This is a genomic window from Pseudomonas sp. 05N432 (assembly GCF_056396945.1).
The window spans coordinates 23,128-47,112 of sequence record NZ_JBFTMM010000026.1 but is presented as its reverse complement, the minus strand read 5'-3'; the positions used below and the strand labels follow the sequence as shown (position 1 = coordinate 47,112).

The following is a 23,985-nucleotide window of genomic DNA, read 5'->3' as shown; positions in this document are numbered from 1 at the left end:
TCATCTCCAAAGGCTTGTGCTTCAGGTCATAGCACCGCCGACTTGGCGGCACGCAGCAATCGATCGGACAACTCACCGGCACCCAGTGCCCGTGCCAGGGCCAAACCACCGACCATCAGCGCCAAGTCAGCCAACGCCTTGTCGGTGTCTTCCGGGCTGGCGGCCAACTGCGCGACCATCAGCTCGATGTGTTCATTCAAGGCCAGACGAAAATCGTCCGGCAGACGCCCCAGCTCGCCTATCGATGCCGGAATCGGGCAGGCGTGATCGGTGGAGTCTCGGTGTTTGCGCGACAGGTAAAACGCAGCGACCAGCGCCCGGCGTTCTTCGCCGGTCAGCGAGGGGTCCATTTCGGCGATCAGCGCCCGACGCTGGCCGAGCAATTGCGTGAAGGCCTCCAGCATCATCGCGTCCTTGCTTTCGAAGTGGGCGTAGAAGCCGCCGACGGTAAGGCCGGCAGCGCCCATCACTTCACCCACACTAGGCTCTGCCGGGCCGCGCTGGACCAGCGCAGAGCTGGCGGCCTGGAGAATGCGTTCACGGGTTTGAGCTTTTTTATCGTTCATCGTTGCCTCCGAATATTACGAATAGAATATTATTCTCATAATAATTATTCGCAAGTCGCTGATATGACCATTGGTCAGAAGAACAGTGTGAGGAGAATGAGGGATTGGCCAAACGCCAGACAAACAAAAGGGCCATTCAACAATTGAATGACCCTTATAAATCCCGCAGAGCGGGTAATCGTGGCGTCCCCTAGGGGACTCGAACCCCTGTTACCGCCGTGAAAGGGCGGTGTCCTAGGCCACTAGACGAAGGGGACGCAAACCCTTCTATACAACTGATCAGTGCTGAGTACTGATCGATTCAAGGCCGGTGTGGCCAGACCTTGAACTGTAAAATTGGTGGAGCTAAACGGGATCGAACCGTTGACCTCTTGCATGCCATGCAAGCGCTCTCCCAGCTGAGCTATAGCCCCGGATTTTTCGCCTCGCGGCGGAGCGATGTCTTGCAACATCACTTCTGTAAAACTGGCGTCCCCTAGGGGACTCGAACCCCTGTTACCGCCGTGAAAGGGCGGTGTCCTAGGCCACTAGACGAAGGGGACGCAAACCCTTCTATACAACTGACCAACGCTGAGTGTTGATCGCTTCAAGGCCGGTGTGGCCAGGCCTTGAAGTGTAAATTGGTGGAGCTAGACGGGATCGAACCGTCGACCTCTTGCATGCCATGCAAGCGCTCTCCCAGCTGAGCTATAGCCCCTCATCGCTGAGGACGGGGCGAATCTTAATGGCGGATCGGAAAGCTGTCAAACTTATTTTTAACAATTTTCAAAATTTTTTGCCGCCATAACAATCACTTACCGCCCTCCCCCCGAAAAATGGGGGTGACGCCGAAGAGCAAGATCAAAAGATCGCAGCCTCCGGCGACTCCTGCACGGGGTCAAACACCTCAGGCGATAGCGCCCAGGAGCTTTTCCCACTCTTTGTTTTCTTTCTTCGACACGCCACCGAGCAAGTCGATCGCCTGGCGCAGACGGAAACGCGTCAGGTCCGGCCCAAGGATTTCCATCGCATCCAGCACCGACACCGAGCTGGCCTGGCCAGTGATGGCCGCGAACATCAGCGGCATGGCATCACGCAGCTTCAGCTCCAGGGATTCGACCACCGCCTGAATGGTCGCCGTGATGCTGTCCTTTTCCCACTGACGCAGGCTTTCGAGCTTCCACAGGATCAACTGCATCAACTGGCGAACCTGATCGCCCGAGAGCTTCTTGGATTCGAACAGCTTGGCATCCGGGGTCACGCCGCCAGCGAAGAAGAATCCGGCCAACGGTGCGATCTGGCTGAAGGTTTCAACCCGACCCTGCACGTGCGGCGCGATCTTCATCATGTATTCAGGGTTCAGCGCCCAGGCCTGCACGCGGCTGGCGAACTCTTCCACCGGCAGATCACGCAGCCATTGGCCGTTGAGCCACGACAGCTTCTCGATGTCGAAAATTGGCCCGCCAAGGGAAACGCGTTTCAGGTCGAAGTTGTCGACCATTTCCTGCAGCGAGAACTTCTCGCGCTCGTCCGGCATCGACCACCCCATGCGACCGAGGTAGTTGAGCATCGCTTCCGGCATGAAGCCCATGCGCTCGTAGAACGTCACCGAGGTCGGGTTCTTGCGCTTGGACAGCTTGCTCTTGTCCGGGTTACGCAGCAACGGCATGTAGCACAGCTCTGGTTGCTCCCAGCCGAAGTACTCGTAAAGCAGGATCAGCTTCGGCGCCGATGGCAGCCATTCTTCGCCGCGCAATACGTGGGTGATGCCCATCAGGTGGTCGTCGACCACGTTGGCGAGGAAGTAGGTCGGCAGGCCGTCGGTCTTCATCAACACTTGCATGTCCATGCGATCCCACGGGATCTCGACGTCGCCACGCAACATGTCCGGCACCACGCAGACGCCTTCGGTCGGGACCTTCATGCGGATGACGTGCGGCTCGCCAGCGGCCAGACGGCGCGCCACTTCTTCCTTGGAGAGCAACAGCGCACGGCCGTCATAACGCGGGGTTTCGCCGCGGGCCATTTGCTCGGCGCGCATCTGGTCCAGTTCTTCAGCGGTGCAGAAGCACGGGAACGCGTGACCCAGATCGACCAGTTGCTGGCAGTACTTCTGGTAGATGTCGCCACGTTCGCTCTGGCGATACGGACCGTGTGGGCCGCCGACATCCGGGCCTTCACTCCAGTCGATGCCCAACCAGCGCAAGGCATCGAAAATCTGCTGTTCGGACTCGCGGGTCGAACGCAATTGGTCTGTGTCTTCAATCCGCAGGATGAACTCACCGCCATGCTGCTTGGCAAAGCAGTAGTTGAACAAAGCGATGTAAGCGGTGCCGACATGGGGATCGCCGGTAGGCGATGGCGCGATGCGAGTGCGGACGGTGGTCATGGCATGTCTCGAAAGAATATAAAAAGCGGAGATGAAACAAAGGGCGAATGGTAACAGGCGTTGCCCGCCCGGCTCCAGTGAGCAGGGCATTTAAGCCAACGTTGGGGCTACAAAAGGCTCTGGCAGCGCTCAACGGCCGATTATCAATAAGTGGCATTTACCGCTTATCGGCTATATGACAGATTCGAGTACTGATAAATCTCCTTACACTTTCTCGACTACAGTCTGCTCATGCCTGCCCAACTCAAGCGTCGCCTGTTCACTTTCCTGCTGATCGTCCTGCTGGTTGCCGGGGGCTTCTTCGCTCAATGGTTCTTCAAGGGACGGTTTTACGAAAGCACCGATAACGCTTATGTCCAGGGTGAAATCACCCGTGTCTCCAGCCAGTTGGGCGCGCGCATCGAGGAAGTGCTGGTACAGGACAACCAGCACGTCGAAAAAGGCCAACTGTTGATCAAACTCGAAGGCGATGACTTCCATCTCGCCGTCGACCGCGCCAACGCGACCCTCGCCACCCGCGAAGCCGAGCGCCTGCAAGCCCAGAGCAAACTGACCCAACAAGCCAGCCTGATCGCCGCCAGCGAAGCTCAGGTCGCCGCCAGCCAGGCCACTCTCGGCCGCTCGCAAATTGATTTGTCCCGCGCGCAAACCCTGCGCAAACCGGGTTATGTCTCGGAAGAACGGGTGACCACCCTCTCCGCCGACAACCGCATCGCTCGCTCGCAAGTCGCCAAGGCCCAGGCTGACGCCCAGGGCCAGCGTCAACAGGTCAACGCCTTGACAGCCGAGATCAAGCGCCTGGACGCCCAGATCGCCAATGCCAAAGCCGATCTGGCGCAGGCCCGACTGAACCTGACCCGCAGCGAAATCCACGCACCGATCAGCGGCCTGATCGGCCAGCGCGCCGCCCGCAATGGCCAATACGTCCAGGCGGGCGCTTACCTGCTGTCGATCGTCCCGGACCAGGACATCTGGATTCAGGCCAACTTCAAGGAAACCCAGATTGGTCACATGCAGCCCGGCCAGAAAGCCGAACTGACCTTCGATGCCTACAGCGACACACCGATCGAAGCCCGGGTCGACAGCCTGTTCGCCGCCTCGGGCGCGCAGTTCAGCCTGCTGCCACCGGACAATGCCACCGGCAACTTCACCAAAGTCGTGCAACGGATTCCGGTAAAACTGACCTTTGCCGCCGACAATCCGCTGCACGGCAAGATCCGCCCAGGCATGTCGGTCACCGTCAAAGTCAACATCAAAGACCCTGGCGATGGCCGGTGATCAACTGATCCGCCCGGTCGGCGAACCGACCCGGAGGGACTGGATTGCGGTGATGAGCGTGATGCTCGGCGCCTTCATGGCGGTGCTCGACATCCAGATCACCAACGCCTCGCTCAAGGACATTCAAGGCGCGCTGTCAGCGACCCTGGAAGAAGGCTCGTGGATTTCCACCTCGTACCTGGTGGCGGAAATCATCATGATTCCGCTCACCGCGTGGCTGGTGCAACTGCTCTCGGCACGACGCCTGGCGGTGTGGGTCTCGCTGGGCTTTCTGGCCGCCTCCCTGCTCTGCTCGATGGCCTGGAGCCTGGAGAGCATGATCGTGTTCCGCGCCTTTCAGGGCTTCACCGGCGGCGCGCTGATCCCGCTGGCGTTCACCCTGACGCTGATCAAACTCCCCGAACACCATCGCGCCAAAGGCATGGCGATGTTCGCCATGACCGCGACCTTCGCGCCCTCCATCGGCCCGACCCTCGGCGGCTGGCTGACGGAAAACTGGGGCTGGAAGTACATCTTCTACATCAACATCCCGCCGGGGCTGATCATGATCGCCGGCCTCATGTATGGCCTGGAGAAAAAAGCGGCCCACTGGGAATTGCTCAAAAGCACCGACTACATGGGCATTCTCACGCTGGGCGTTGGCCTCGGGTGCTTGCAGGTGTTTCTCGAGGAAGGTCATCGCAAGGACTGGCTGGAGTCGAGCCTGATCGTGACGCTGGGCTGCATCGCCCTGTTGAGCCTGATCACCTTTGTGATCGTGCAAGTGTCCAAGCCCAATCCGCTGATCAATCTGGGCATCTTGCGCAACCGCAACTTTGGCTTATCGAGTATTTCCAGCCTGGGCATGGGCGTGGGGCTGTACGGCTCGATTTATCTGCTGCCGCTGTACCTGGCGCAGATCCAGAGCTACAACGCCTTGCAGATCGGCGAAGTGATCATGTGGATGGGCGTGCCGCAGCTGTTCCTGATTCCGCTGGTGCCGAAACTGATGAAGTTCGTTTCACCAAAGTGGCTGTGCACGCTCGGCTTTGGCCTGTTTGGCTTGGCGAGTATTCTTTCAGGCTCACTCAACCCTGACTTCGCCGGACCACAGTTCAATCAGATCCAGCTCGTCCGCGCGCTGGGCCAGCCGCTGATCATGGTGACCATTTCGCTGATCGCCACCGCCTACATCCTGCCGCAGGATGCAGGCTCCGCGTCGAGCCTGTTCAACATCCTGCGCAACCTTGGAGGCGCGATTGGCATCGCCCTGCTCGCCACTCTGCTGGATGCGCGAACCAAGACCTACTTCGATTATTTACGCGAGTCGATAGTGCCGACCAACCCGCAGGTGGCCGAGCGCATGGCGAGCATGACCGATCGATTCGGCAGCGAAATGGCCGCGCTGGGCAAGCTCAGTGAGATCACCCATCAGCAGGCCTTGATCATGGCCTACAACGATGCGTTTCACTTTGTCGGGATTGCGCTGGGGGTGAGCATGCTGGCGATCCTGCTGACCAAGGCGTTGCCGCCCGGGTTGAAGGCCGGCGAAGCGCATTGAGACCGCGGCGCCCCTATCGCGAGCAGGCTCGCTCCCACATGGGTCACACCGAACCTTGTGGGAGCGAGCCTGCTCGCGATGAGGCCCTGACAGCCACCGCTAATCAGACGGTCAACAACCGCTCGCGCATCTTGGTGATTTCGTCGCGTGTCTGCGCGGCGGCTTCGAACTCCAGGTCGCGGGCGAGCTGGTACATCTTCTCTTCCAGCTGACGAATGCGCTTGGCGATTTCGCTCGGCGAACGCAGCTCGTTTTCGTAACGGGCACTTTCCTCGGCTGCCTTGGCCATGCCTTTGCGCTTCTTGCTGCGCGAACCGGGCACGGTCGCGCCTTCCATGATGTCGGCAACGTCCTTGAACACGCCTTTGGGGGTGATGCCATTGGCCAGGTTGAAGGCGATTTGCTTGTCGCGACGGCGCTCGGTCTCGCCAATCGCCCGTTCCATCGACCCGGTGATCCGGTCGGCATACAGAATCGCCCGGCCATTGAGGTTCCGCGCCGCGCGGCCGATGGTCTGGATCAGCGAACGCTCGGAGCGCAGGAAGCCCTCCTTGTCGGCATCGAGAATCGCCACCAGCGACACTTCCGGCATGTCCAGGCCTTCACGCAGCAGATTGATCCCCACCAGTACATCGAAGGTGCCCAGACGCAAATCACGGATGATCTCGACCCGCTCCACGGTATCGATGTCCGAGTGCAGATAACGCACCCGCACACCGTGGTCGGCGAGGTAGTCGGTCAAGTCTTCGGACATGCGCTTGGTCAATGTAGTGACCAGCACCCGCTCCTCCAGCGCCACCCGCTTGGTGATTTCCGACAGCAAGTCGTCGACTTGAGTCAGCGCCGGACGAATCTCGATTTGCGGATCGACCAGACCAGTCGGTCGCACCAACTGCTCGATCACCCGACCGGCGTGTTCCGCCTCGTAGTTACCCGGGGTCGCCGAGACGAAAATCGTCTGCGGACTGATGCTTTCCCATTCATCGAAACGCATTGGCCGGTTATCCAGTGCCGATGGCAGACGGAAACCGTATTCGACCAGCGTCTCTTTACGCGAACGGTCGCCCTTATACATCGCACCGACCTGCGGCACGCTGACGTGGGATTCGTCGATCACCAGCAAGGCATCGGCGGGCAGATAGTCAAACAAGGTCGGTGGCGGCTCACCGGACTCACGGCCCGAGAGGTAGCGCGAGTAGTTTTCGATGCCGTTGCAGTAACCCAGCTCCAGAATCATCTCCAGGTCAAAACGGGTGCGCTGCTCCAGCCGCTGGGCTTCCACCAGTTTATTGTTGGAGCGCAGGTATTCCAGACGCTCCTGCAGCTCGACCTTGATCCCTTCGATGGCTCCCAGCAGGGTTTCTCGCGGCGTTACGTAGTGACTCTTCGGATAAAAGGTGAAACGCGGCAGCTGGCGAATCACTTCGCCGGTGAGCGGATCGAAAGCGGAAATTTTCTCCACCTCATCATCGAAGAGCTCAATACGGATCGCTTCAAAATCGGATTCCGCCGGGTGGATATCAATCACATCGCCGCGCACGCGGAAGGTCGCGCGGGCAAAATCCATGTCATTGCGGGTGTATTGCAGGTCGGCCAAGCGGCGCAGCAAAGCGCGCTGATCGAGCTTGTCGCCGCGATCGACGTGCAGGACCATTTTCAGATAGGTTTCCGGGCTGCCCAGACCGTAGATGCACGAGACCGTGGTGACAATGATCGCGTCCTTGCGCTCCAGCAACGCTTTAGTCGCCGACAGTCGCATCTGCTCGATGTGATCGTTGATCGAGGCGTCTTTCTCAATGAAGGTATCGGACGACGGTACGTAGGCTTCGGGCTGGTAGTAGTCGTAGTAGGAAACGAAGTACTCCACCGCGTTATTCGGGAAGAATGCCTTGAACTCGCCGTACAGTTGCGCCGCCAGCGTCTTGTTCGGCGCCAGCACCAGCGTTGGTCGCTGCACCTGGGCGATCACGTTGGCGATACTGAAGGTCTTGCCCGAACCGGTCACACCAAGCAACGTCTGGTGCGCCAGCCCGGCCTCGATGCCCTCGACCATCAGACGGATGGCTTCCGGCTGATCGCCGGCGGGCTCGAAGCGGGTGACTAGCTGGAATTCAGACATATCGTACCTATTGGTTTCCAAGGAGCGGCTCATTCCGGCGCTGGCGGGGGCGCCAGAACGGTGAAGGTCGCTCACGACGAATGTCGCAGGGAAAAATCATGATAACCGTTGATGTGGTGCCGAATACCTCTAGTTTCAAGGCAAACGTCCTACATGCCCCTCAGCCATTGACATGACAATAAGGCTAACGACCGAAAAATAATCCGAAAAAACCTGCCCGAAAAGCGGAAACGCCTGTCGCCGCGCCCGGTGTAGGCCTCTATACTAGCTCCCCGTTTGTGCACCGCTCTAGTGCATTCGGCTGGAGCGCCACACGTCCCTCCACATTTCATTCAGAGCCGCCGCAATAATGAGCCTCTTCTCCGCTGTCGAAATGGCACCACGCGATCCAATCCTGGGCCTCAACGAAGCATTCAACGCTGACGCCCGTACCAACAAGGTCAACCTGGGGGTCGGTGTTTACTGCAACGAGGAGGGGCGAATTCCACTCCTGCGAGCCGTTGTCGAAGCCGAGACGATTCGCGCTGCTCAACACGCTTCCCGTGGCTACCTGCCGATCGACGGTATCGCCGCCTACGACCAGGCTGTGCAAAAGCTGCTGTTCGGTAAAGACTCGCCACTGCTCGCCGCTGGCCGGGTTGTCACCACCCAGTCCGTCGGCGGTACCGGCGCACTGAAAATCGGCGCTGACTTCCTCAAGCAACTGCTGCCGAACGCCGTCGTCGCCATCAGCGACCCAAGCTGGGAAAACCACCGCGCGCTGTTCGAAACCGCTGGTTTCCCGGTGAAGAACTATCGCTACTACGACGCCGCGACTCACGACGTGAACCGCGCCGGCCTGCTGGAAGACCTGAACGCCCTGCCGAATGGCTCGATCGTTGTGCTGCACGCGTGCTGCCACAACCCGACTGGCGTCGACCTGAGCCCGGCGGACTGGAACAACGTGCTGGACGTGGTCAAGGCGAAAAACCACGTGCCGTTTCTCGACATGGCCTACCAGGGCTTTGGCGACGGCATCGACGAAGACGCCGCTGCCGTGCGCCTGTTCGCCGAGTCGGGCCTGAACTTCTTCGTTTCCAGCTCGTTCTCCAAGTCGTTCTCGCTGTACGGCGAACGTGTTGGCGCGCTGTCGATCGTCAGCGAATCGAAAGAAGAAAGCGCTCGCGTGCTGTCGCAAGTCAAACGCGTGATCCGCACCAACTACTCCAACCCGCCGACCCACGGCGCCGCTATCGTTGCTGCCGTACTGAACAGCCCTGAGCTGCGCGCCCAGTGGGAACAGGAACTGGCCGAAATGCGCCTGCGCATTCGCGGCATGCGTACGCAAATGGTCGATCTGCTGGCGAAAAAAGCGCCCGGCCGCGACTTCAGCTTCGTTGGTCGCCAACGCGGCATGTTCTCGTACTCGGGCCTGACGGTTGAGCAAGTCACTCGCCTGCGCAACGAGTTCGGCATCTACGCCCTGGACACCGGCCGCATCTGCGTTGCCGCGCTGAACCAGAGCAACATCGACGTGGTGACCAACGCCATCGTTCAGGTGATCTAAGCCACCCGCGCGACAGAAAAGGGGAAGCCGTCTGGCTTCCCCTTTTCGTTGGCGAGCAGATAATTATCAGTACTGCGAACGAGCACTCTAGACTGCACACAGATCAAATGTGGGATGAGCCGGGCGACGTTCATCTGCTCGCGATGCGCTAGATGCCGCAATGAATACCTGGGATGACGCTATCGCGAGCAGGCTCGCTCCCACACGTACTGCGTATTTCCGATAATTTAGAGAACCGACATGAAAAACGATGACTTACGCGCTGACCGCGATGACGACCTGGACCTGGACCGCTTTGTGCCACGCCCCCAGACCAAACGCAGCAGCGGGCTGGTGTGGCAGGTTGCCTTGGGCGTGTTTCTGGGTGGCCTGGCCCTGTGGTTGGTGCAACTGGCAGCCACGTCGCTGTACGCCAAGTTCCTGCTCGGCACCTTCACCTTCGGCGGTTAAGGTCGATCAACCCGCCAGTTCGGTCGAACGCTGACTGGCGGCGTCGTCATAAGCCACATACAACGATTCGGCAACCTGGCTTTTGATCGCCTTGGTGCTTTCCAGCCCCAGCACAAACCCTTCAGCCTTGCCGCCAGCGCGATTCAGCTCATCAGCGGTGCTCGCCTGAGTGATCGCATCGAAGAGTTTCTCGGCATGCGGCCCGACGCCTTTGGGCAGGCTGATCTGAGCAATGCTCATACGAACACCTCGCGCAGCATTGACGACGTGAGCAGTGGTTGGTGAGTCATGACGCGTACCTTTTCGGCTGAGGGCCGGTAGCGCGTGAAACCACTTCCGGGGGGCCATGGTAGACCTCTGCGACGATTCTGGTAACCGCCAATGGCTGACAGCACCCTCCTCGCCTGCAGAATCATCACCGCCCACCTGAAAATCAGCCACTCGAACAATTCGCGCTTGACTTGTTCTTTTTAATCAGTAACATACGGCGCATTCCGCGATAGCTCAGTTGGTAGAGCAAGTGACTGTTAATCACTGGGTCCCTGGTTCGAGTCCAGGTCGTGGAGCCAGACAGCACTATCGAAAAGCCCCTGAATCGAAAGATTCAGGGGCTTTTTTGTGGCAGATGGAAAATCAAAAGATCGTCCGAACGCGGCCCGAACCTGCGGCAGCTTCAGCGCCTATGTCCGGGGGACACGAGGCAGTTCGCGTTTGTGAGCGGTTTTGACGTAGGCGCTTTCAATGATCTGCTGCGCCTGCTGCGACACCGCTTCGCCCATCAAATAGGCATCGATTTCCTCGTAACTGCAACCATACACCGCCTCATCCAGCTTGCCCGGTGCCAGGTCTTCCAGGTCTGCGGTCGGCGCCTTGCGCACCAGATGCGTCGGCGCGCCCAGGGCGTCGGCCAGCAACCGCACCTGGCTTTTGATCAACCCGGACAGTGGCGCCAGGTCGCAGGCGCCGTCGCCGAATTTGGTGAAGAAACCCATCAGCGCTTCCGCACCATGATCGGTGCCGACCACCAACCCGTTGCAGAAGTTGGCGATCGCGTATTGCGCCAGCATCCGCGCCCGGGCCTTGACGTTGCCTTTGGCAAAGTCAGTGAGTTCCGCCGACGGCTGCAAACCGTCGATGGCGATAGTGGCCATCAGGCCGTCGACACAGTCGGCAATGTTGCTGGTGGTGATCAGGTCCGGCTGGATGAAGTCCAGGGAGGCCTGGGCGTCACGTTCATCGGCCTGAGTCTTGTACGGCAGGCGCACGGCGATAAAGCGCGCCTCATGATCCTCGGCCCGCAACTGCTCCACCGCCAGCTGGCACAGGCGCCCGGCGGTCAGGGAGTCGACGCCGCCGCTGATGCCGAGCACCAGGGCCTTGCAGCCCGACTCGCGCAGCACCTGTTTAATGAAATCGACACGACGGACGATTTCAGCGGCCTCGCCGCCCCGGGCGAGTTGCCGGTCGATGCCCAGTTCCCGGGCGATGCGCTCTTGCTGTTGCATAGTCATATCAAGCTCCCAGTTGTGGATTGATCAGGCTGACGTTGAATACCTGGGCCGCGTAGCGCAGGAACGAAGCGTCTTCACAGACGTTCTTGATCGGGTCGTCGGAGAACTTCACCACCGGTTCGCCATGCACCCGCACCAGCTTCATGACGATGCTCAGCGGCTCGACACCCTCGACATCGCAGGCCAGGCTGGTGCCCATGCCGAAACCGAATCTGGCCTTGCCACGCACGTGACGCAGGATCGGCAGGCACTTCTCGAAGTTGAGACCGTCGGAGAACATCAGGTCCTTGGTTCTTGGATCGATGCCCAGCTCCTTGTAACGCCCCAGCACCTTGTCGGCCCAGACGATCGGGTCACCGGAATCCTGACGCAGGCCGTCATAGAGCTTGGCGAAGTACAGGTCGAAATCCTTGAGGAAGAAGTCGGTGCTGATGCAGTCGGTGAGCGCAATCCCCAGCCTGCCCCGGTACTCGCGCACCCAGTTTTCCAACGCAGCGTTCTGGCTCTCGCGCAACCGCCCGAGCTGCTGGTGCACCATCAGCCATTGGTGGGCCATGGTGCCGATCAGCGGCAGGTCGAACTCGTAGGCCAGGTGAGCATTGCTGGTACCGACGAACACCCCGGGGAAGTCACTGCGCATGACGTTGACCACTTCGCGCTGGGCCCTGAACGACAGGCGCCGGCGGGTGGAGAAGTCTGAAACCCGAAACTCGGCGAGTTCTTCGCGGCTGGCGTTTTTTTCCAGCCATTCGAACTTCTGGTACAGCTTGCGGGTAACGTCGGCCAGCTCGACTTCCGGGTACTTCTCACGGTTGCGCAGTTCACTGACCATCGCCAGCACCGGCTGCTCGAACATGATGCAGTGCAACATCGGGCCACGGACGCGGATGTGCAGTTGGCCGTCGACTTCCGACACGTGGATGTAGCGCAGGTTGAAGCGAAACAGACCGAGGAACTGTTCAAAGTCCGGTGTCAGGTATTCACGGAAACGCTTGTTGAACAGAAACCGCTGCTCACCTTCGCGCAACTGCAGGCCGGCGAGCTTCTCCAGCTCATCACGAATGTCCGGGATCAGGTGCCCGAGCCGCTCTTTCGAACGCACGATGAACTGGTATTCCACCTCGACGTTCGGGTGCTGGTGCAGCACCGCCTGCATCATGGTGAAGGTGTAGTAATCGGTATCCAGAAGACTCTGGATGACGCCGTTGCTGCTGTCGAATGCACTTTCCATGTTTTCTTCCTTATGCGCTTGCCAGACTGGCGGTTTCTTCGCGGGTCGCGGTCACCGAGATTCCCGCTTGTTGCATGTCTTGAATGGCTTGAGTCGCGCCCTCTTCACTGATGGCCCGGCAGGCCGGCAAGTGGATGATCACCTTGAAACCGGCGGCGACCAGTTGCAGGGCGGTGGTCTTGACGCAGAAATCCAGCGCCAGGCCGCCGACGATGACCTGCTTCACACCCTGGCTGTTCAGGTACTCGATCACGCCGGTGGAGAGCTTGCCGTGCAGGTCGTGGTAGCAGGCGCCGTAAGGGTGCAGGTCCGGCTCGACACCCTTCCAGACGAAGTAGTCGTAGTCGTACGGGGTCGGCAACTCGTCCAGCAGGGTGAAGCCTTCAGTGCCAGGGACACAGTGGCTGACCCAAGTGATATCGGCGTGTTCGAGGCCGGTCGACTGGAACATTTGCGAGTGCTCGGCCACCACCCACGGGGCTTGAGCCGTATGAGCGTCCTTGCTGCCGACACGCAGGCTGGCCAGGGTGGCCATGAAGTTCAGCTCGCTGCCGATCTGCTCGCCGCCCGCCACGGGCAGCTCATCAGGGCACAACGGCGTGAAGCTCTTTTGCGCATCGACATCGAAGGAAGCGGTTTTCAGGGTCTGGCTGCTCATATCGGGTCTCTCCTTTGCATGACCCACAAAGTACATGTCATGTACTTTTGTTGCAATACCCGACCATGAAAATATTGTTGCCGCGAAGAATCCCGCCTATGTTCTATATGCATAAGGGCGATGGGAGATGGTTTCGTCTGAACGGATTCGATGATAAGGTACACGTCATGTACCAACAGGGAGATCAGCCATGTATGAAATAGCCCTCTATGGCGGCGCCTYCAACCCTCCTCACGCCGGGCACGCCCAGGTGATGATCGAGGCCTCATGCCAGGCCAGGCGTCTGCTGGTGGCCCCCAGCTTCAGGCACCCTTACGGCAAACGAATGGCCGACTATGAACTGCGCCTGAACTGGCTGGAATCGATCGTCGAGCATGTACAGCCCCTGTGCTGCGCCGAAGTACGTGCCAGCCGGGTCGAACAGATCGTGGCGCGCGGCGTCGAAGGTCCGATCTACAGCTACACCCTGCTCGCCCATCTCGCCGACAGCCTGGCCATGGACGGCAAACAGATTGCCCTGGTGGTCGGCCAGGATGTGGCTGACCTGCTGCCAACCTTCTATCGCGGCCCGGAGTTGCTGGAGCGCTTTTCCATCATCTGCGTCGAGGAACAGATCCACGTACGCAGTACGGTGCTACGCGAACGGCTGGCCTTGGGCGAGCCGCTGCCCACCCACTGGATGGCACCCGGCATGGATCCGGTAAACTATGACCTCTACGCTGCCCACGGAAGCTGACATGCCAGACCGCATCCCCTCTCCAAGCGCCTACCTGCACACCATCGACCTTTGTGTGCTGCGCTACTGCCGGGAAACCCAGGCGCTGGAAATCCTCCTGAACCGACGCGAAACCGAACCGTTCGCCGGCCATTGGGCACTGCCCGGGATCGTGGTCAATGGCGGGGTTGAAGACCTCACGCTGAACGACGCCGTGGAGCGCCTGCGCGCCTCGAAAAAAGTCGGTATGCCGCTGGCCTGGATCGAGCAGGTCGGTACGGTCGGCGACGCGTTCCGCGATCCGCGCTGCTGGTCGTCGTCGACCTTCTACCTTGCCATCGTCAGCGATGCGGTCCAGCCGGCCGCACACCAGGGATTTTTCCCGCTCAAGGACGTGGCCGAAGCCTCGACCAGACTGCCCTTCGATCACAACAGCCTGGTGGCCTCGGTGCAGGAGCGCCTGTTCTCCAAGTCGCTGTACAGCAGCCTGCCGCTGATGTTCCTTGGCAACGAGTTCAGCGCGCCTGAAGCGGTGAGCATTTTCTCCCTGGTGCTTGAACGACCGGTGCTCAAGACCAGCATCCGCCAGCGCCTGCTGAAGATGATCGAGGCCGGCCACCTGCAAGAGACCGGGCGCAAGAAAAGCGGCGACGGTGGCCGCCCGCAAGCCACGGTGGAAAACCTCAAACCCGCCAACCTCTACCTTTTCGATCGCTGCTTTCTGGAGTAATACCGCGCATGAAGCCTGTCACCGAATCCCAATGCCTGCTGGAAACCCCATACTTCAACGTGGTCCGCGAGAACGGCTACTTCATCATCAAGGAGGCCCGGGCTATCAATGGCGTGGTGGCCGTGCCGACCCTGGAAGACGGCCGGCTGATGCTGGTCAACCTCAAGCGTCGGGCCATTGGCGGGATGTCCATCGAATTCCCGCGGGGCGCCATCGACGAGAACGAAACCGCCTGCGACGCGGCGGCCCGCGAGCTGCTGGAGGAAACGGGCTGGCAGGCGTTGAAGGTCAAGGAGTTGGGTTTGCTGCACAGCAACACATCGCTGATTGCCAGTGCGGTTGCGGTGTGCCAGGTCTACCTCGATACACAAGCCACCGACGCAACCGATGGCGAAGTGGATGATCTATTGTTCATCACCCGCCAGGAGCTGATGGCCATGATCACCGCCGGCCAGATCACCGATGGCCACACGCTCTCGGCGGCAATGATGCTGATCGCCAGCGAGGCCGGTCTCCCTAGCCCTCCACTGTGACTTGTCGACTGTCAGTCGAAACGCGCCATGCAAAAAGGGCAGAAGGGATGCGATCCCCTCTGCCCTTCTGTTTATCGATTGTGAGCGCGTCGTCGGTCAGGCGCCGCTCTGCACAGTATCGTCAGACATGCTCACTGCTTTTGGCATGCTCCGCATGATGCTCCGTCGGGCCGTGGGATGAATCCACCACCACCGGGACTTCGTTACCGTCGCAGTCATGCAGCTTGCCGCGACTGAAGTAATCCCCTTCGCGCAACGCCGCCAGATCCTGGAAACGCAAGGTCCGTTCGGTGCCGGCAGCAAAGACCGATTGTTGGTCCGAATTACCGGCAGTGAAGTGGTTGAAGGTCAGGTTGAGTGCGATCGCCATGATCGCCGACGAACTGATGCCGGAATGGAAGATGGTCGCAAACCAGCTCGGGAAGTGGTCATAGAAGTTGGGAGCGGCGATGGGGATCATGCCGAAGCCGATGGATGTGGCGACGATGATCAGGTTCACGTTGTTGCGGTAATCGACCTTGGACAGCGTACGAATACCACTCGCCGCCACGGTGCCAAACAGCACGATACCAGCACCGCCGAGGACAGATGTCGGCACGGCGGCGATCACGCGCCCCATCACCGGCAACAGCCCGAGCACCACCAGGAACACCCCGCCGGTGGCCACCACATAGCGGCTCTTGATCCCGGTCACCGCCACCAGCCCGACGTTCTGCGCAAAGGCACTTTGGGTGAAGGAGCCAAAGATCGGTGCAATCATGCTCGACAGCATGTCGGCCCGCAGACCGTTGCCTAGACGCCTGGAATCAACCTTGGTGCCGATGATTTCACCGACCGCCAGAATGTCCGCAGAGGTTTCCACCAGCGTCACCATGATCACGATGCACATCGACAGGATCGCTGCGAAGTGAAAGGTCGGCATGCCGAAGTGGAACGGTGCCGGGAAGCCGAACATCGGCCCTTGTGTCACCGTCGAAAAGTCGGCCATGCCGAGGAACACCGCAATCACCGTACCGATCACCATGGCCAACAGGATCGACAAGCGGGAGATCGTGGCGCTGCCGATCTTGCTCAGCATCAGCACCAGCGTCAGCGTCAAAGCCGCCAACCCGATATTCGCCATGCTGCCGAAGCTTTCGACGTGGCTGTTACCGCCCATGGCCCAGCGCGCTGCCACGGGCATCAGCGTCAGGCCGATGGTGGTGATCACGATACCGGTGACCAACGGCGGGAAGAACTTGGTAATTCGAGAAAACACCGGCGTGATCAGCAACCCGATCAACGAGGCGGCGACCACCGCCCCCAGAATCGACTGAAAACCGCCCTCACCACCGCTGCCGACAATCGCCACCATGGTCGCGACACCCGAGAACGAAACACCCTGAACCAGCGGCAACTGACAGCCGAAAAACGGTAAACCGAGGGTTTGCAGTAAGGTCGCCAAGCCCCCCGCAAACAGTGACGCCGCAATCAACAGACCGATGTCAGCCGGGGAAAGCCCGGCGGCCTGGCCGATGATCAGCGGTACCGCAACGATACCGCCATACATGGTCAGAACGTGTTGCAGGCCGTAAGCCATATTCGCGCCGACCCCGAGGTTTTCATCCTCAGGCCGCTGGTGTGAAACAGAGGGCGTTTTCATCGTGAGGGGGTTCCCTGGTTTTTGTTATGCGCACACTGTATTCAATACTCAAGACAAATGTCTATAGAGTTGTATACAGTTTGCCGGCCGGTATTTGCAGTCCCACATCAAAACCTTGAAATAGTTCTTCCCTCGGCCCCTCCCTCACGACGACTAACCTTCAAGTCTCTTCAGCGATCAACGGTTCACTCGCTGCCTTTTTTATACATATAAAGTATGCATAATGAAGACGTTCGACATTCAGTACGACGAAGTAAAAAACGCTGCAAACAAAAGGAAGCACAAGGGCATCAGTCTCGCCGACACAGAACCGGTTTTCTACGACAACAATGCCCTGACGCTCCCGGACAGCGACCATGATGAGCAACGGTGGATCGTTATGGGTAAGGATGCTGTGGGCCGGGTACTGGTGGTTGTCTACACCTACCGCGATCCGAACTTCGTTCGAATCATTTCTGCTCGCATCGCCACCCACAATGAGCGCCGCCAATACCTGGAGGCTTGAACCATGAAAGAAGAATACGACTTCAGCAGCGCCAAACGTGGGCCGGTTGCCGCCAGTAAAGGCAAGACCCGCATCACCATCATGCTCGATGACGCCGTGATAGAGGCAGCACGCGAGCTCGCAGAGAGTGCGGGATATGGCTATCAGACCGTGATCAACAATACCTTGCGCCAAGCCTTGCTGAACGCAAAAGGTCAGGGTCCGACGCCTGCCTCCGCCATTGACGCAGGCATCAAACACCTGAAGAAGGGAATTACCGCTGCTGAACTGAAATCACTGGAGCAGACGTTGAGTGTGGCAGCCAGTGAAATCAACCGGATGCTCGAAGCCGAGCACAGCCCGAAGGCAAAACCCAAAGCGACTCGAACACTGAACCATGCCTGACGCAGCGCTCAGTCAGGTCTTTCGCTTGAGCTCACCAGCTGCGCCAGCACCTGCCTCAACTCTGGATGCTGCGGCAGGCGAATGTCGAACTCGCGCTCCAGCACCGCAATCACTTCATCAGCATCCGTGAGCTGCCGGCGCTCGCTCTCCTGGCCCATCCGGTGAATGACATAACTACCGTTGTTAAGCGTTCGACGCACCCCTGGCCCGGTGCGCGCCACCTTCAATTGCCCCCGAAACGGAGAGTCGGGGTGGGTCGAGACATACCAATTGCCGATCTGATAGTCGATGTCTGACTGAACCTGCAGATCGAACACATACATCGGCCGCCACTCGCCCGCGACCTTCGCGCGCAAAGCGTAGCTGCTGCCCTGGCGAACGATGCGGTACGGTTCATGACCGGTCGGCTGCTCCTCCTCAGTATCGAGACGCAGCGGCGCCGTGGGCACCATGCCACCGAAGCCGACATCCGCGATGTAACGAACTCCGTCCAGGGTGACCAGGCTCAAACGGTGAGTGCGCGCGGTCAACGCGTCTTCAGGACCGCCCATCACCACCCGCCCGGTAATCCCCCGCGCTTCGAACCCCAACAGCTGAAGCAGGGCAAGGAACATATTGTTGAGTTCGTAACAGTAACCACCTCGCCCCTCGTGCAGGACTTTGCGCTCGACCGAAGGCAGGTCGATGGGCACCGGAACCCACAACATCGTCGAGAGGGTTTCAAAAGGAAATGTTGCGGTATGCCGCGACTGCAACTCGCGAAGAGTGTCGAGCGTGGGCGACGGCGGTGTGTCGTAACCGAGGCGTTTCAGGTAGAGGTCAACATTCGATAGTTCAGTCTGAATCATCAATGACTCCTTGCTCAGGACACGTGCGCCATCACCAAACGGGTGGCAGTAGCCAGAACGTCACGACGCGCTTCGGCGTCTTTTTGATGTTGGGTGAAATAAACTGCGAGCACCACGGGTGCGCCTGTCTGTGGCCAAAGCACCGCCACATCGTTTGTGGTGCCGTAGTCGCCGCTACCGGTTTTATCGCCGACGATCCAACCCGTCGGTGTGCCGGCTCGAATGCTCGCATCGCCAGTGGTGTTGCCCTTGAGCCAGGTCACCAACTGCTCGCGCTGCGGCGTTGCCAACGCATCACCCAGCACCACTTTCTGCACACTGGCGGCCATCGCAGCCGGTGTCGTGGTGTCACGGGGGTCATCAGGAATGGCGGTATTCAACTCCGGCTCGCGGCGATCCAGCCGGAACGCCGGATCACCCAGGCCTTTGGCGAACTGGTTAACCGCTTCCACGCCACCCACCTCCTTGATCAACAAGTTGGCGGCAGTGTTATCGCTGTATTGCAGGGTGGCGGCGCACAGCTGTGCGATGCTCATGCCCTGTTTCAAATTCTGTTTGGCGATGGGCGCGTAAGACAGCAAGTCAGCTTCAGCATAGGCAATATGCTTTTCCAGCAATCCCGGCTGAACCATGCTTTTGTGCAACACGGCTGCAGCCAACATCAACTTGAAAGTACTGCAGAACGGAAAATGCTCCCCGCCCCGATACTGAATCTCGTGACCATTGGCAGTGTTGATCAAGGCAACGCCCAATCGACCTTTTGCGCTGTTCTCCAACTCGGCAAGTTTTTTGTACAACTCGGCCAGCGGTTTATCCGCAGCTGAAGCGTTAGCCCAGGCTGGAACTACCAGCGTGATCAATGGCAGTGTCAGACCTGCCTTCAACAATGAGCGTCGTGAAGGTGAATACTTCATGCGGTACCTCGTAAAAAAATAGACATTACAGACGGGTCCGCTGCGCAACCGCGCCCCGCCCCTTCATCACACTTCTGGATGCACGACCACTTCAGGACTTCCTTCCATCGACACCACCACCGTGCGGTTTCGACCAAAATTCTTCGCCTGATACAACGCCGCGTCTGCCCGCTCGATAAACACTTCGATGCTATCCCCGTCTCTGGGCACAAACGCATAACAACCCAGACTCACCGTCAGATACCCCGAAGGCGCGCCTGAATGGAGGATGTGCTTGTCCTTGACGCTGAGGCGGATCTGCTCGGCAATCGTAAAGGCACCGTGAATGTCAGTGTCGGGCAACAGCACCGCGAACTCTTCACCGCCGTAACGCACCGCCAGGTCGGACTTACGCAGACAACAACTTTTCACTGCGCGCGCCACTTCCGCCAGGCACTGATCCCCCGCCACGTGACCGTAGGCATCGTTGTAACGTTTGAAAAAATCGATATCGAGCATGATCAGGCTCAACGAACTCTGTTGGCGGGCACCCCGTGCAAATTCGATGTCCAGCGCCCGTTCGAACAGCCGACGGTTCGCCAACCCGGTCAGGCTATCGTGAGTCGCGATCACTTCCAGTTGCTCTTGCGCTGTCCGCAAATCCGACTCGATAAGTTCACCATTACGAACCTGCAGCACAAATACCCAACCGAACAAACCCACACCGAGCACCACCAGGGCGACGACGACGCTGGATTGATAGGCGTTGGCGTACCAGCCCCGAAGAATCGTCTCCTTCGGGGTCGCCGCGGCAACCACCAGCGGGTAGGCGTCCAGCTGACGATAGCCATATAGCCGGATCACGTTATCCACCACCGAACGGATCATCCCATTGCCGAAACTGGCATGGGGCAGGTACTTCTGGAAAATATCCCCGTGCGCCAGCGACTCGCCTATTCGCGCTTCCTCGAACGGTCGCCTGGCCAGCAGCGTACCGTCCGACAACGCCAGAAACATCACGCCATTGTCATCGAGGCTGAAGCTTTTGAAGAACTGATCGAAGTACGACAGCTTGATCCCGGCCAGCAGCACGCCCTGGAACTCGCCATGCGGGTCATTTATCCGCCGGGAAATCGGAATGATCCACTCGCCGTTCTGCCGGCTACGAATTGCCGGCCCGATGTGCGCGAGCAAAGAAGGGTTCTGCTGATGGAACTTGAAGTAGTCGCGATCGGCCACCCCCTCGCGACGAGGCAAGTCATCAAACGATGTCACCACCCACTGACCGTTTTTATCAAATAGAAACAGCCCGTGTAACTGCTCAAGCGCCTGCACCCGCCGCGCAAAGGTCTGTTGCAACCGAGGGTTCTGCAGCACACTAAAACCCTCTGCCTGAATCCAGTCGACCAGGCTGGTCATCACCAGGTCCGCGCTCAGAAACGTGTCCTGCGCCTGCTGCGCCATCGCTCGCGTCAGGTTCGACGACGCCACTTCAGCCAACGACAAATCGTAGCGCCGGGACTGTTCCAGTTGCAGGTAAAGCAAGCCGCACAGACACAGGCAGACCGCTGCAACAAACATCATCGCAGCCTTGCGTAGCGGCAAGCGTTTAAGAGGGCCGCCGGGGGTGTAATGAGGGTCATGAATAGGGGTAGGCAAAAAGCGTCATCCTTGAAGGGTAAGGCATGAGCAAAAGCCCAGATCCCTTAATGCCGGGGAGCTTAGCCTACAGGGGTGATGAGGGGCAATTGTGGTGCGAGTCATAAACTCGCTGCGCCTTTTCTCCTGTAAGGTTCAACGCACTCGTTGATGCTCGTTTGAAACGTCAATGCTTCCCGTCAATACAACCCTGTGAATGTCCACGCCCGATGAAATACAAAGACAGCACCGCATCGCTGGACACCGCCAGAAAGATTCTCAAGGTGAACCACGCCGGGGAATTCGGCGCTATCAACATTTACCGATCGCAGATCTTTGTATCCCGGCTGCTGCGCAAGGACTACGTGCCCCTTCYGGAACGATTCGGCGGCTAGGGAAACAGTCCAGTCGATTCTGGAAGATGAGGAGAACCACCGTGATACCGGTCGAGTCGAGGGCGGCGGCTCTTTGTTGTATGGGCCGTTCAGATGGATGATCAGTTTGTTTACTGAATGTGTTATTCGGTTTGGGATGCGGTAAAACAGGGCTACCCTAAAACCGCCCCGACTCAAACATGCCTGCGTTTGAATTCAAACACTACCGCACCTGCCAATCCAAGGAGGAAAAGCATGAATGCTCTGAACCGCCCGACAACCATCGACACCGTTGTGTTCGACCTCGGCAATGTCCTGATTCGCTGGAACCCAAGAAACCTTTTCCGAAAGATCTTCGGCGATGACGTACAGGCCATGGAGACCTTTCTTTCCGAGGTCTGCCCTCCCGAGTGGAACGAACGCCAGGACGCGGGCCGGTCGTGGCAGGAAGGGGTTGAGGAAGCCATCGCGCGGCATCCGTCACAAGAGGCGCTGATTCGTGCGTACCACGAGCGCTGGGAAGAGACGCTCGGCGGCGTGCTGGAAGAGACCGTGCTGATCCTCGATGAACTGCACGCCAAAGGCGTCCGCCTGCTGGCCCTGACCAACTGGTCCGCCGAAACCTTCCCGATTGCCCTTCAGCGCTTTCCCTTTCTGCACACGTTCGAAGGCATTCTCGTCTCCGGCGAAGAAGGCCTCATCAAGCCCGACCCGGCGATTTTCCAGCTACTGAAATCTCGCTACCAGTTCGAAGGCCACCATGCGGTGTTTATCGATGATCACGCGCCGAATATCGAAGGTGCACGCGGGGAAGGTTTCAATGCGCTGCAGTTCACCTGTGCGGCGCAACTGCGCAAAGATTTGGCAGCGCTGGGGTTGCCTGTGCAGGCGCTGAGCGAACCGGCGTAACGAACCGACAGGCAACACAAATTCAATACAACGAACACACAAAAATGGGCGACCGAAGTCGCCCATTTTTTATGCCGATAAATCGACAACAATCCCCATCAACGCATTGGCGGAACCCGAATATCACCCGCTCGACACTGACTTTTCACGCCCTTGCCGCAAGCCCCGAACGACAGGTCTTTACCCAGGCACACGCGCACTTCCGACAACTCGGGTCCGTTGCAGACAATCGCGATGCCATTCTCGGGAATCCCGGGATTGCTCTGACGGAACATCTGCGCAATTTCCTGCGCCGGGAAGTAGATCTCGGTGCTCAAGGGCTTCAGCTTGTCCGGGATCTTCACCGTGCCAACCGCCTTGTCCGCCATATCCAGATAACCCGAGGCGCCAAGACCGCTGCACGTGCCGTGCTTGGACCATTCATGCTGAAGCAACTTTGGCGTCACAAACAGCGTCAGCCCTTGCTTCTGCTCCGCGGGCGACAACGGCACCATCGGCGGACACGACTCCGGCCAACCGCCCTTGGCGTACTGCGGCCAGAGACCGTGAAGGACAAAGCCGTAGCCTTTGCCCGAGCATTGCGGGTTGCTCTGGTGAGTCAGGCAAAACGTCGGCGACCAGGACAGCGTCAGCAGGTAGTAATCAAACACCCCCGCCACCGACTCGGTCTGCTGTTTATCGCGATGGGACCTAGCGTCGCTCATGCCGACGCTGCCAATCGTCAGCGCAAAGAGCGCAACCAGTGCATACAGTTTTTTCATAAACCCTCTCCTTTGGGACAAATCGGCTGGTTGTCTCATTCTGGTGATTGGCCGGTCAAGTACTGTCTGAGGCGACCTTGATGAATCCACATCGAGGCTTCTATGCTCAATAGCTTTTGAGGTCGCCTTATGTTCTCCGTTGATCAACGAAGCACCCCAAATGCTGGCGATATTCAGGTGTATGTCGTCCATGGCTACAGCGCCTCCCCGCAGGCCCATTGGTTTCCCTGGCTGAAAGACCGCCTGGAAACCCAAGGGATACGGGTCGACATCCTGGAGATGCCCAGCCCCTTGCAACCGAACGTCGAGGAGTGGGCGCATTACCTCGACGAGCACATCACCCGTCACGACCCAAACACCTACTTCGTCGCCCACAGCCTGGGCTGCATCAGCTTGCTTACGCACCTGGCCAAACAAGCAGCGTCGACCCGATTGGGTGGGCTGGTTTTGCTCTCGGGCTTCGTAGAAACGCTGTCTGTGCTGCCAGGCCTCAATGGTTTTGTGGAACAGGGTTTCGATCCGCATCAGATCATCCAGATGTCGACACAGCGCTCCGTCATCGCCGCGAAAGACGACACGATTGTGCCGTTCAGCCACACGGAAAAACTGAGCGAGATACTGAAGGCGCACTTCCATGCGCTAGAGCATGGCGGGCACTTCCTGGCCAGTGACGGGTTCACCGAATTGCCGCTGGTGGAAGAGCTTCTGCTGGGCATGATGAACGGGAAAACGAACCGCTAATGGCAACGAATTCTGACTGGTCATCACCCGCCAAGGTGAAGTACC

General features: G+C 59.0%; 24 protein-coding genes and 5 tRNA genes. 13 read left to right on the top strand and 16 right to left on the bottom strand.

Annotated elements, in window-relative coordinates; translation table 11 throughout:
• Positions 1–26: 26 nt before the first annotated feature.
• The 6 genes from AC1DHT_RS27005 to gltX all read right to left on the bottom strand — a co-directional run bounded on the left by AC1DHT_RS27005 (position 27) and on the right by gltX (position 2,934).
• Complete coding sequence (locus tag AC1DHT_RS27005) at positions 27–566, bottom strand: TetR/AcrR family transcriptional regulator (protein WP_427544113.1); 540 nt, start codon at positions 564–566, stop codon at positions 27–29.
• Positions 567–747: 181 nt separating this feature from the next.
• Positions 748–823: transfer RNA gene (locus AC1DHT_RS27000), tRNA-Glu, on the bottom strand.
• 80 nt (positions 824–903) lie between these two features.
• Positions 904–979 (bottom strand) — tRNA-Ala (locus AC1DHT_RS26995).
• A 53-nt stretch (positions 980–1,032) separates the two neighbouring features.
• Positions 1,033–1,108, bottom strand: a tRNA-Glu gene (locus AC1DHT_RS26990).
• Between the two features lie 79 nt (positions 1,109–1,187).
• Positions 1,188–1,263 (bottom strand) — tRNA-Ala (locus tag AC1DHT_RS26985).
• A 189-nt stretch (positions 1,264–1,452) separates the two neighbouring features.
• On the bottom strand, positions 1,453–2,934 hold the full coding sequence (gene gltX / locus AC1DHT_RS26980) for a glutamate--tRNA ligase (RefSeq protein ID WP_427544116.1): 1,482 nt from the start codon (positions 2,932–2,934) through the stop codon (positions 1,453–1,455).
• A 231-nt stretch (positions 2,935–3,165) separates the two neighbouring features.
• On the opposite strand from gltX, the gene AC1DHT_RS26975 reads away from it, so the two are divergent.
• Both AC1DHT_RS26975 and AC1DHT_RS26970 read left to right on the top strand, forming a co-directional pair.
• Complete coding sequence (locus AC1DHT_RS26975; protein ID WP_427544119.1) at positions 3,166–4,212, top strand: HlyD family secretion protein; 1,047 nt, start codon at positions 3,166–3,168, stop codon at positions 4,210–4,212.
• Positions 4,202–5,752: an MDR family MFS transporter gene (locus AC1DHT_RS26970; protein ID WP_477749047.1), complete on the top strand. Its 1,551-nt coding sequence runs from the start codon at positions 4,202–4,204 to the stop codon at positions 5,750–5,752. The genes AC1DHT_RS26975 and AC1DHT_RS26970 overlap by 11 nt, the downstream gene beginning before the upstream one ends.
• A 103-nt stretch (positions 5,753–5,855) precedes the next feature.
• Here the strand turns inward: AC1DHT_RS26970 and uvrB are convergent, their stop codons facing one another.
• Positions 5,856–7,871, bottom strand: coding sequence for an excinuclease ABC subunit UvrB (uvrB, locus tag AC1DHT_RS26965; RefSeq protein WP_019692689.1), 2,016 nt, complete (start codon positions 7,869–7,871; stop codon positions 5,856–5,858).
• A gap of 349 nt (positions 7,872–8,220) precedes the next feature.
• Here uvrB and AC1DHT_RS26960 point away from each other — a divergent pair, with 349 nt between their 5' ends.
• Positions 8,221–9,417: an amino acid aminotransferase gene (locus AC1DHT_RS26960; protein ID WP_427544122.1), complete on the top strand. Its 1,197-nt coding sequence runs from the start codon at positions 8,221–8,223 to the stop codon at positions 9,415–9,417.
• 240 nt (positions 9,418–9,657) lie between these two features.
• Positions 9,658–9,867: a hypothetical protein gene (locus tag AC1DHT_RS26955; protein WP_427544125.1), complete on the top strand. Its 210-nt coding sequence runs from the start codon at positions 9,658–9,660 to the stop codon at positions 9,865–9,867.
• A gap of 6 nt (positions 9,868–9,873) precedes the next feature.
• On the opposite strand, the gene AC1DHT_RS26950 is transcribed toward AC1DHT_RS26955, so the two are convergent.
• The gene (locus tag AC1DHT_RS26950; protein WP_019692692.1) at positions 9,874–10,107 is read right to left on the bottom strand and encodes a hypothetical protein; all 234 of its coding nucleotides are present in this window, start codon (positions 10,105–10,107) and stop codon (positions 9,874–9,876) included.
• 253 nt (positions 10,108–10,360) lie between these two features.
• On the opposite strand from AC1DHT_RS26950, the gene AC1DHT_RS26945 reads away from it, so the two are divergent.
• Positions 10,361–10,436: transfer RNA gene (locus AC1DHT_RS26945), tRNA-Asn, on the top strand.
• Positions 10,437–10,547: 111 nt separating this feature from the next.
• On the opposite strand, the gene nadE is transcribed toward AC1DHT_RS26945, so the two are convergent.
• From nadE to AC1DHT_RS26930, 3 genes are read right to left on the bottom strand one after another with little or no spacing between them, the layout of a single operon-like run.
• Entirely contained in the window at positions 10,548–11,378 is an 831-nt protein-coding gene (nadE, locus tag AC1DHT_RS26940) for an ammonia-dependent NAD(+) synthetase (protein ID WP_427544128.1), read from the bottom strand.
• Position 11,379: 1 nt separating this feature from the next.
• The gene (gene pncB / locus AC1DHT_RS26935) at positions 11,380–12,609 is read right to left on the bottom strand and encodes a nicotinate phosphoribosyltransferase (protein WP_054596603.1); all 1,230 of its coding nucleotides are present in this window, start codon (positions 12,607–12,609) and stop codon (positions 11,380–11,382) included.
• Positions 12,610–12,619: 10 nt separating this feature from the next.
• Positions 12,620–13,267, bottom strand: coding sequence for a nicotinamidase (locus AC1DHT_RS26930; RefSeq protein WP_427544131.1), 648 nt, complete (start codon positions 13,265–13,267; stop codon positions 12,620–12,622).
• Between the two features lie 190 nt (positions 13,268–13,457).
• Here AC1DHT_RS26930 and AC1DHT_RS26925 point away from each other — a divergent pair, with 190 nt between their 5' ends.
• From AC1DHT_RS26925 to AC1DHT_RS26915, 3 genes are read left to right on the top strand one after another with little or no spacing between them, the layout of a single operon-like run.
• The gene (locus AC1DHT_RS26925) at positions 13,458–14,003 is read left to right on the top strand and encodes a nucleotidyl transferase family protein (protein ID WP_477761542.1); all 546 of its coding nucleotides are present in this window, start codon (positions 13,458–13,460) and stop codon (positions 14,001–14,003) included.
• 1 nt (position 14,004) lies between these two features.
• Positions 14,005–14,712, top strand: a complete 708-nt coding sequence (locus AC1DHT_RS26920) for an NUDIX hydrolase (RefSeq protein WP_427544134.1) — start codon at positions 14,005–14,007, stop codon at positions 14,710–14,712.
• 8 nt (positions 14,713–14,720) lie between these two features.
• Positions 14,721–15,245 carry an NUDIX hydrolase gene (locus AC1DHT_RS26915; protein ID WP_427544137.1) on the top strand — a complete coding sequence of 175 codons (525 nt, stop codon included), beginning with the start codon at positions 14,721–14,723 and terminating at the stop codon, positions 15,243–15,245.
• 121 nt (positions 15,246–15,366) lie between these two features.
• Here AC1DHT_RS26915 and AC1DHT_RS26910 read toward each other — a convergent pair whose 3' ends face one another.
• Positions 15,367–16,887 carry a nucleobase:cation symporter-2 family protein gene (locus tag AC1DHT_RS26910; RefSeq protein WP_427544140.1) on the bottom strand — a complete coding sequence of 507 codons (1,521 nt, stop codon included), beginning with the start codon at positions 16,885–16,887 and terminating at the stop codon, positions 15,367–15,369.
• A 223-nt stretch (positions 16,888–17,110) separates the two neighbouring features.
• Here AC1DHT_RS26910 and AC1DHT_RS26905 point away from each other — a divergent pair, with 223 nt between their 5' ends.
• The gene (locus tag AC1DHT_RS26905; protein WP_427544143.1) at positions 17,111–17,392 is read left to right on the top strand and encodes a BrnT family toxin; all 282 of its coding nucleotides are present in this window, start codon (positions 17,111–17,113) and stop codon (positions 17,390–17,392) included.
• Between the two features lie 3 nt (positions 17,393–17,395).
• Complete coding sequence (locus AC1DHT_RS26900; RefSeq protein WP_054596596.1) at positions 17,396–17,776, top strand: BrnA antitoxin family protein; 381 nt, start codon at positions 17,396–17,398, stop codon at positions 17,774–17,776.
• 8 nt (positions 17,777–17,784) lie between these two features.
• Here the strand turns inward: AC1DHT_RS26900 and AC1DHT_RS26895 are convergent, their stop codons facing one another.
• The 3 genes from AC1DHT_RS26895 to AC1DHT_RS26885 form a co-directional block, all read right to left on the bottom strand.
• Positions 17,785–18,624, bottom strand: coding sequence for an arylamine N-acetyltransferase family protein (locus AC1DHT_RS26895; RefSeq protein ID WP_427544147.1), 840 nt, complete (start codon positions 18,622–18,624; stop codon positions 17,785–17,787).
• A gap of 14 nt (positions 18,625–18,638) precedes the next feature.
• On the bottom strand, positions 18,639–19,538 hold the full coding sequence (bla, locus tag AC1DHT_RS26890; protein WP_427544150.1) for a class A beta-lactamase: 900 nt from the start codon (positions 19,536–19,538) through the stop codon (positions 18,639–18,641).
• 66 nt (positions 19,539–19,604) lie between these two features.
• On the bottom strand, positions 19,605–21,176 hold the full coding sequence (locus tag AC1DHT_RS26885) for a sensor domain-containing diguanylate cyclase (protein WP_427544153.1): 1,572 nt from the start codon (positions 21,174–21,176) through the stop codon (positions 19,605–19,607).
• Positions 21,177–21,385: 209 nt separating this feature from the next.
• Here AC1DHT_RS26885 and AC1DHT_RS26880 point away from each other — a divergent pair, with 209 nt between their 5' ends.
• Both AC1DHT_RS26880 and AC1DHT_RS26875 read left to right on the top strand, forming a co-directional pair.
• Positions 21,386–21,550 (top strand): demethoxyubiquinone hydroxylase family protein, encoded by a 165-nt coding sequence (locus tag AC1DHT_RS26880; protein WP_477761541.1) that lies wholly within the window; start codon positions 21,386–21,388, stop codon positions 21,548–21,550.
• Between the two features lie 234 nt (positions 21,551–21,784).
• Positions 21,785–22,438, top strand: a complete 654-nt coding sequence (locus tag AC1DHT_RS26875; protein ID WP_427544159.1) for an HAD family hydrolase — start codon at positions 21,785–21,787, stop codon at positions 22,436–22,438.
• Between the two features lie 98 nt (positions 22,439–22,536).
• On the opposite strand, the gene AC1DHT_RS26870 is transcribed toward AC1DHT_RS26875, so the two are convergent.
• Positions 22,537–23,199: a ribonuclease T2 gene (locus tag AC1DHT_RS26870; protein ID WP_427544162.1), complete on the bottom strand. Its 663-nt coding sequence runs from the start codon at positions 23,197–23,199 to the stop codon at positions 22,537–22,539.
• A 129-nt stretch (positions 23,200–23,328) separates the two neighbouring features.
• On the opposite strand from AC1DHT_RS26870, the gene AC1DHT_RS26865 reads away from it, so the two are divergent.
• Complete coding sequence (locus tag AC1DHT_RS26865) at positions 23,329–23,940, top strand: RBBP9/YdeN family alpha/beta hydrolase (RefSeq protein WP_427544165.1); 612 nt, start codon at positions 23,329–23,331, stop codon at positions 23,938–23,940.
• Positions 23,941–23,985 lie beyond the last annotated feature (45 nt).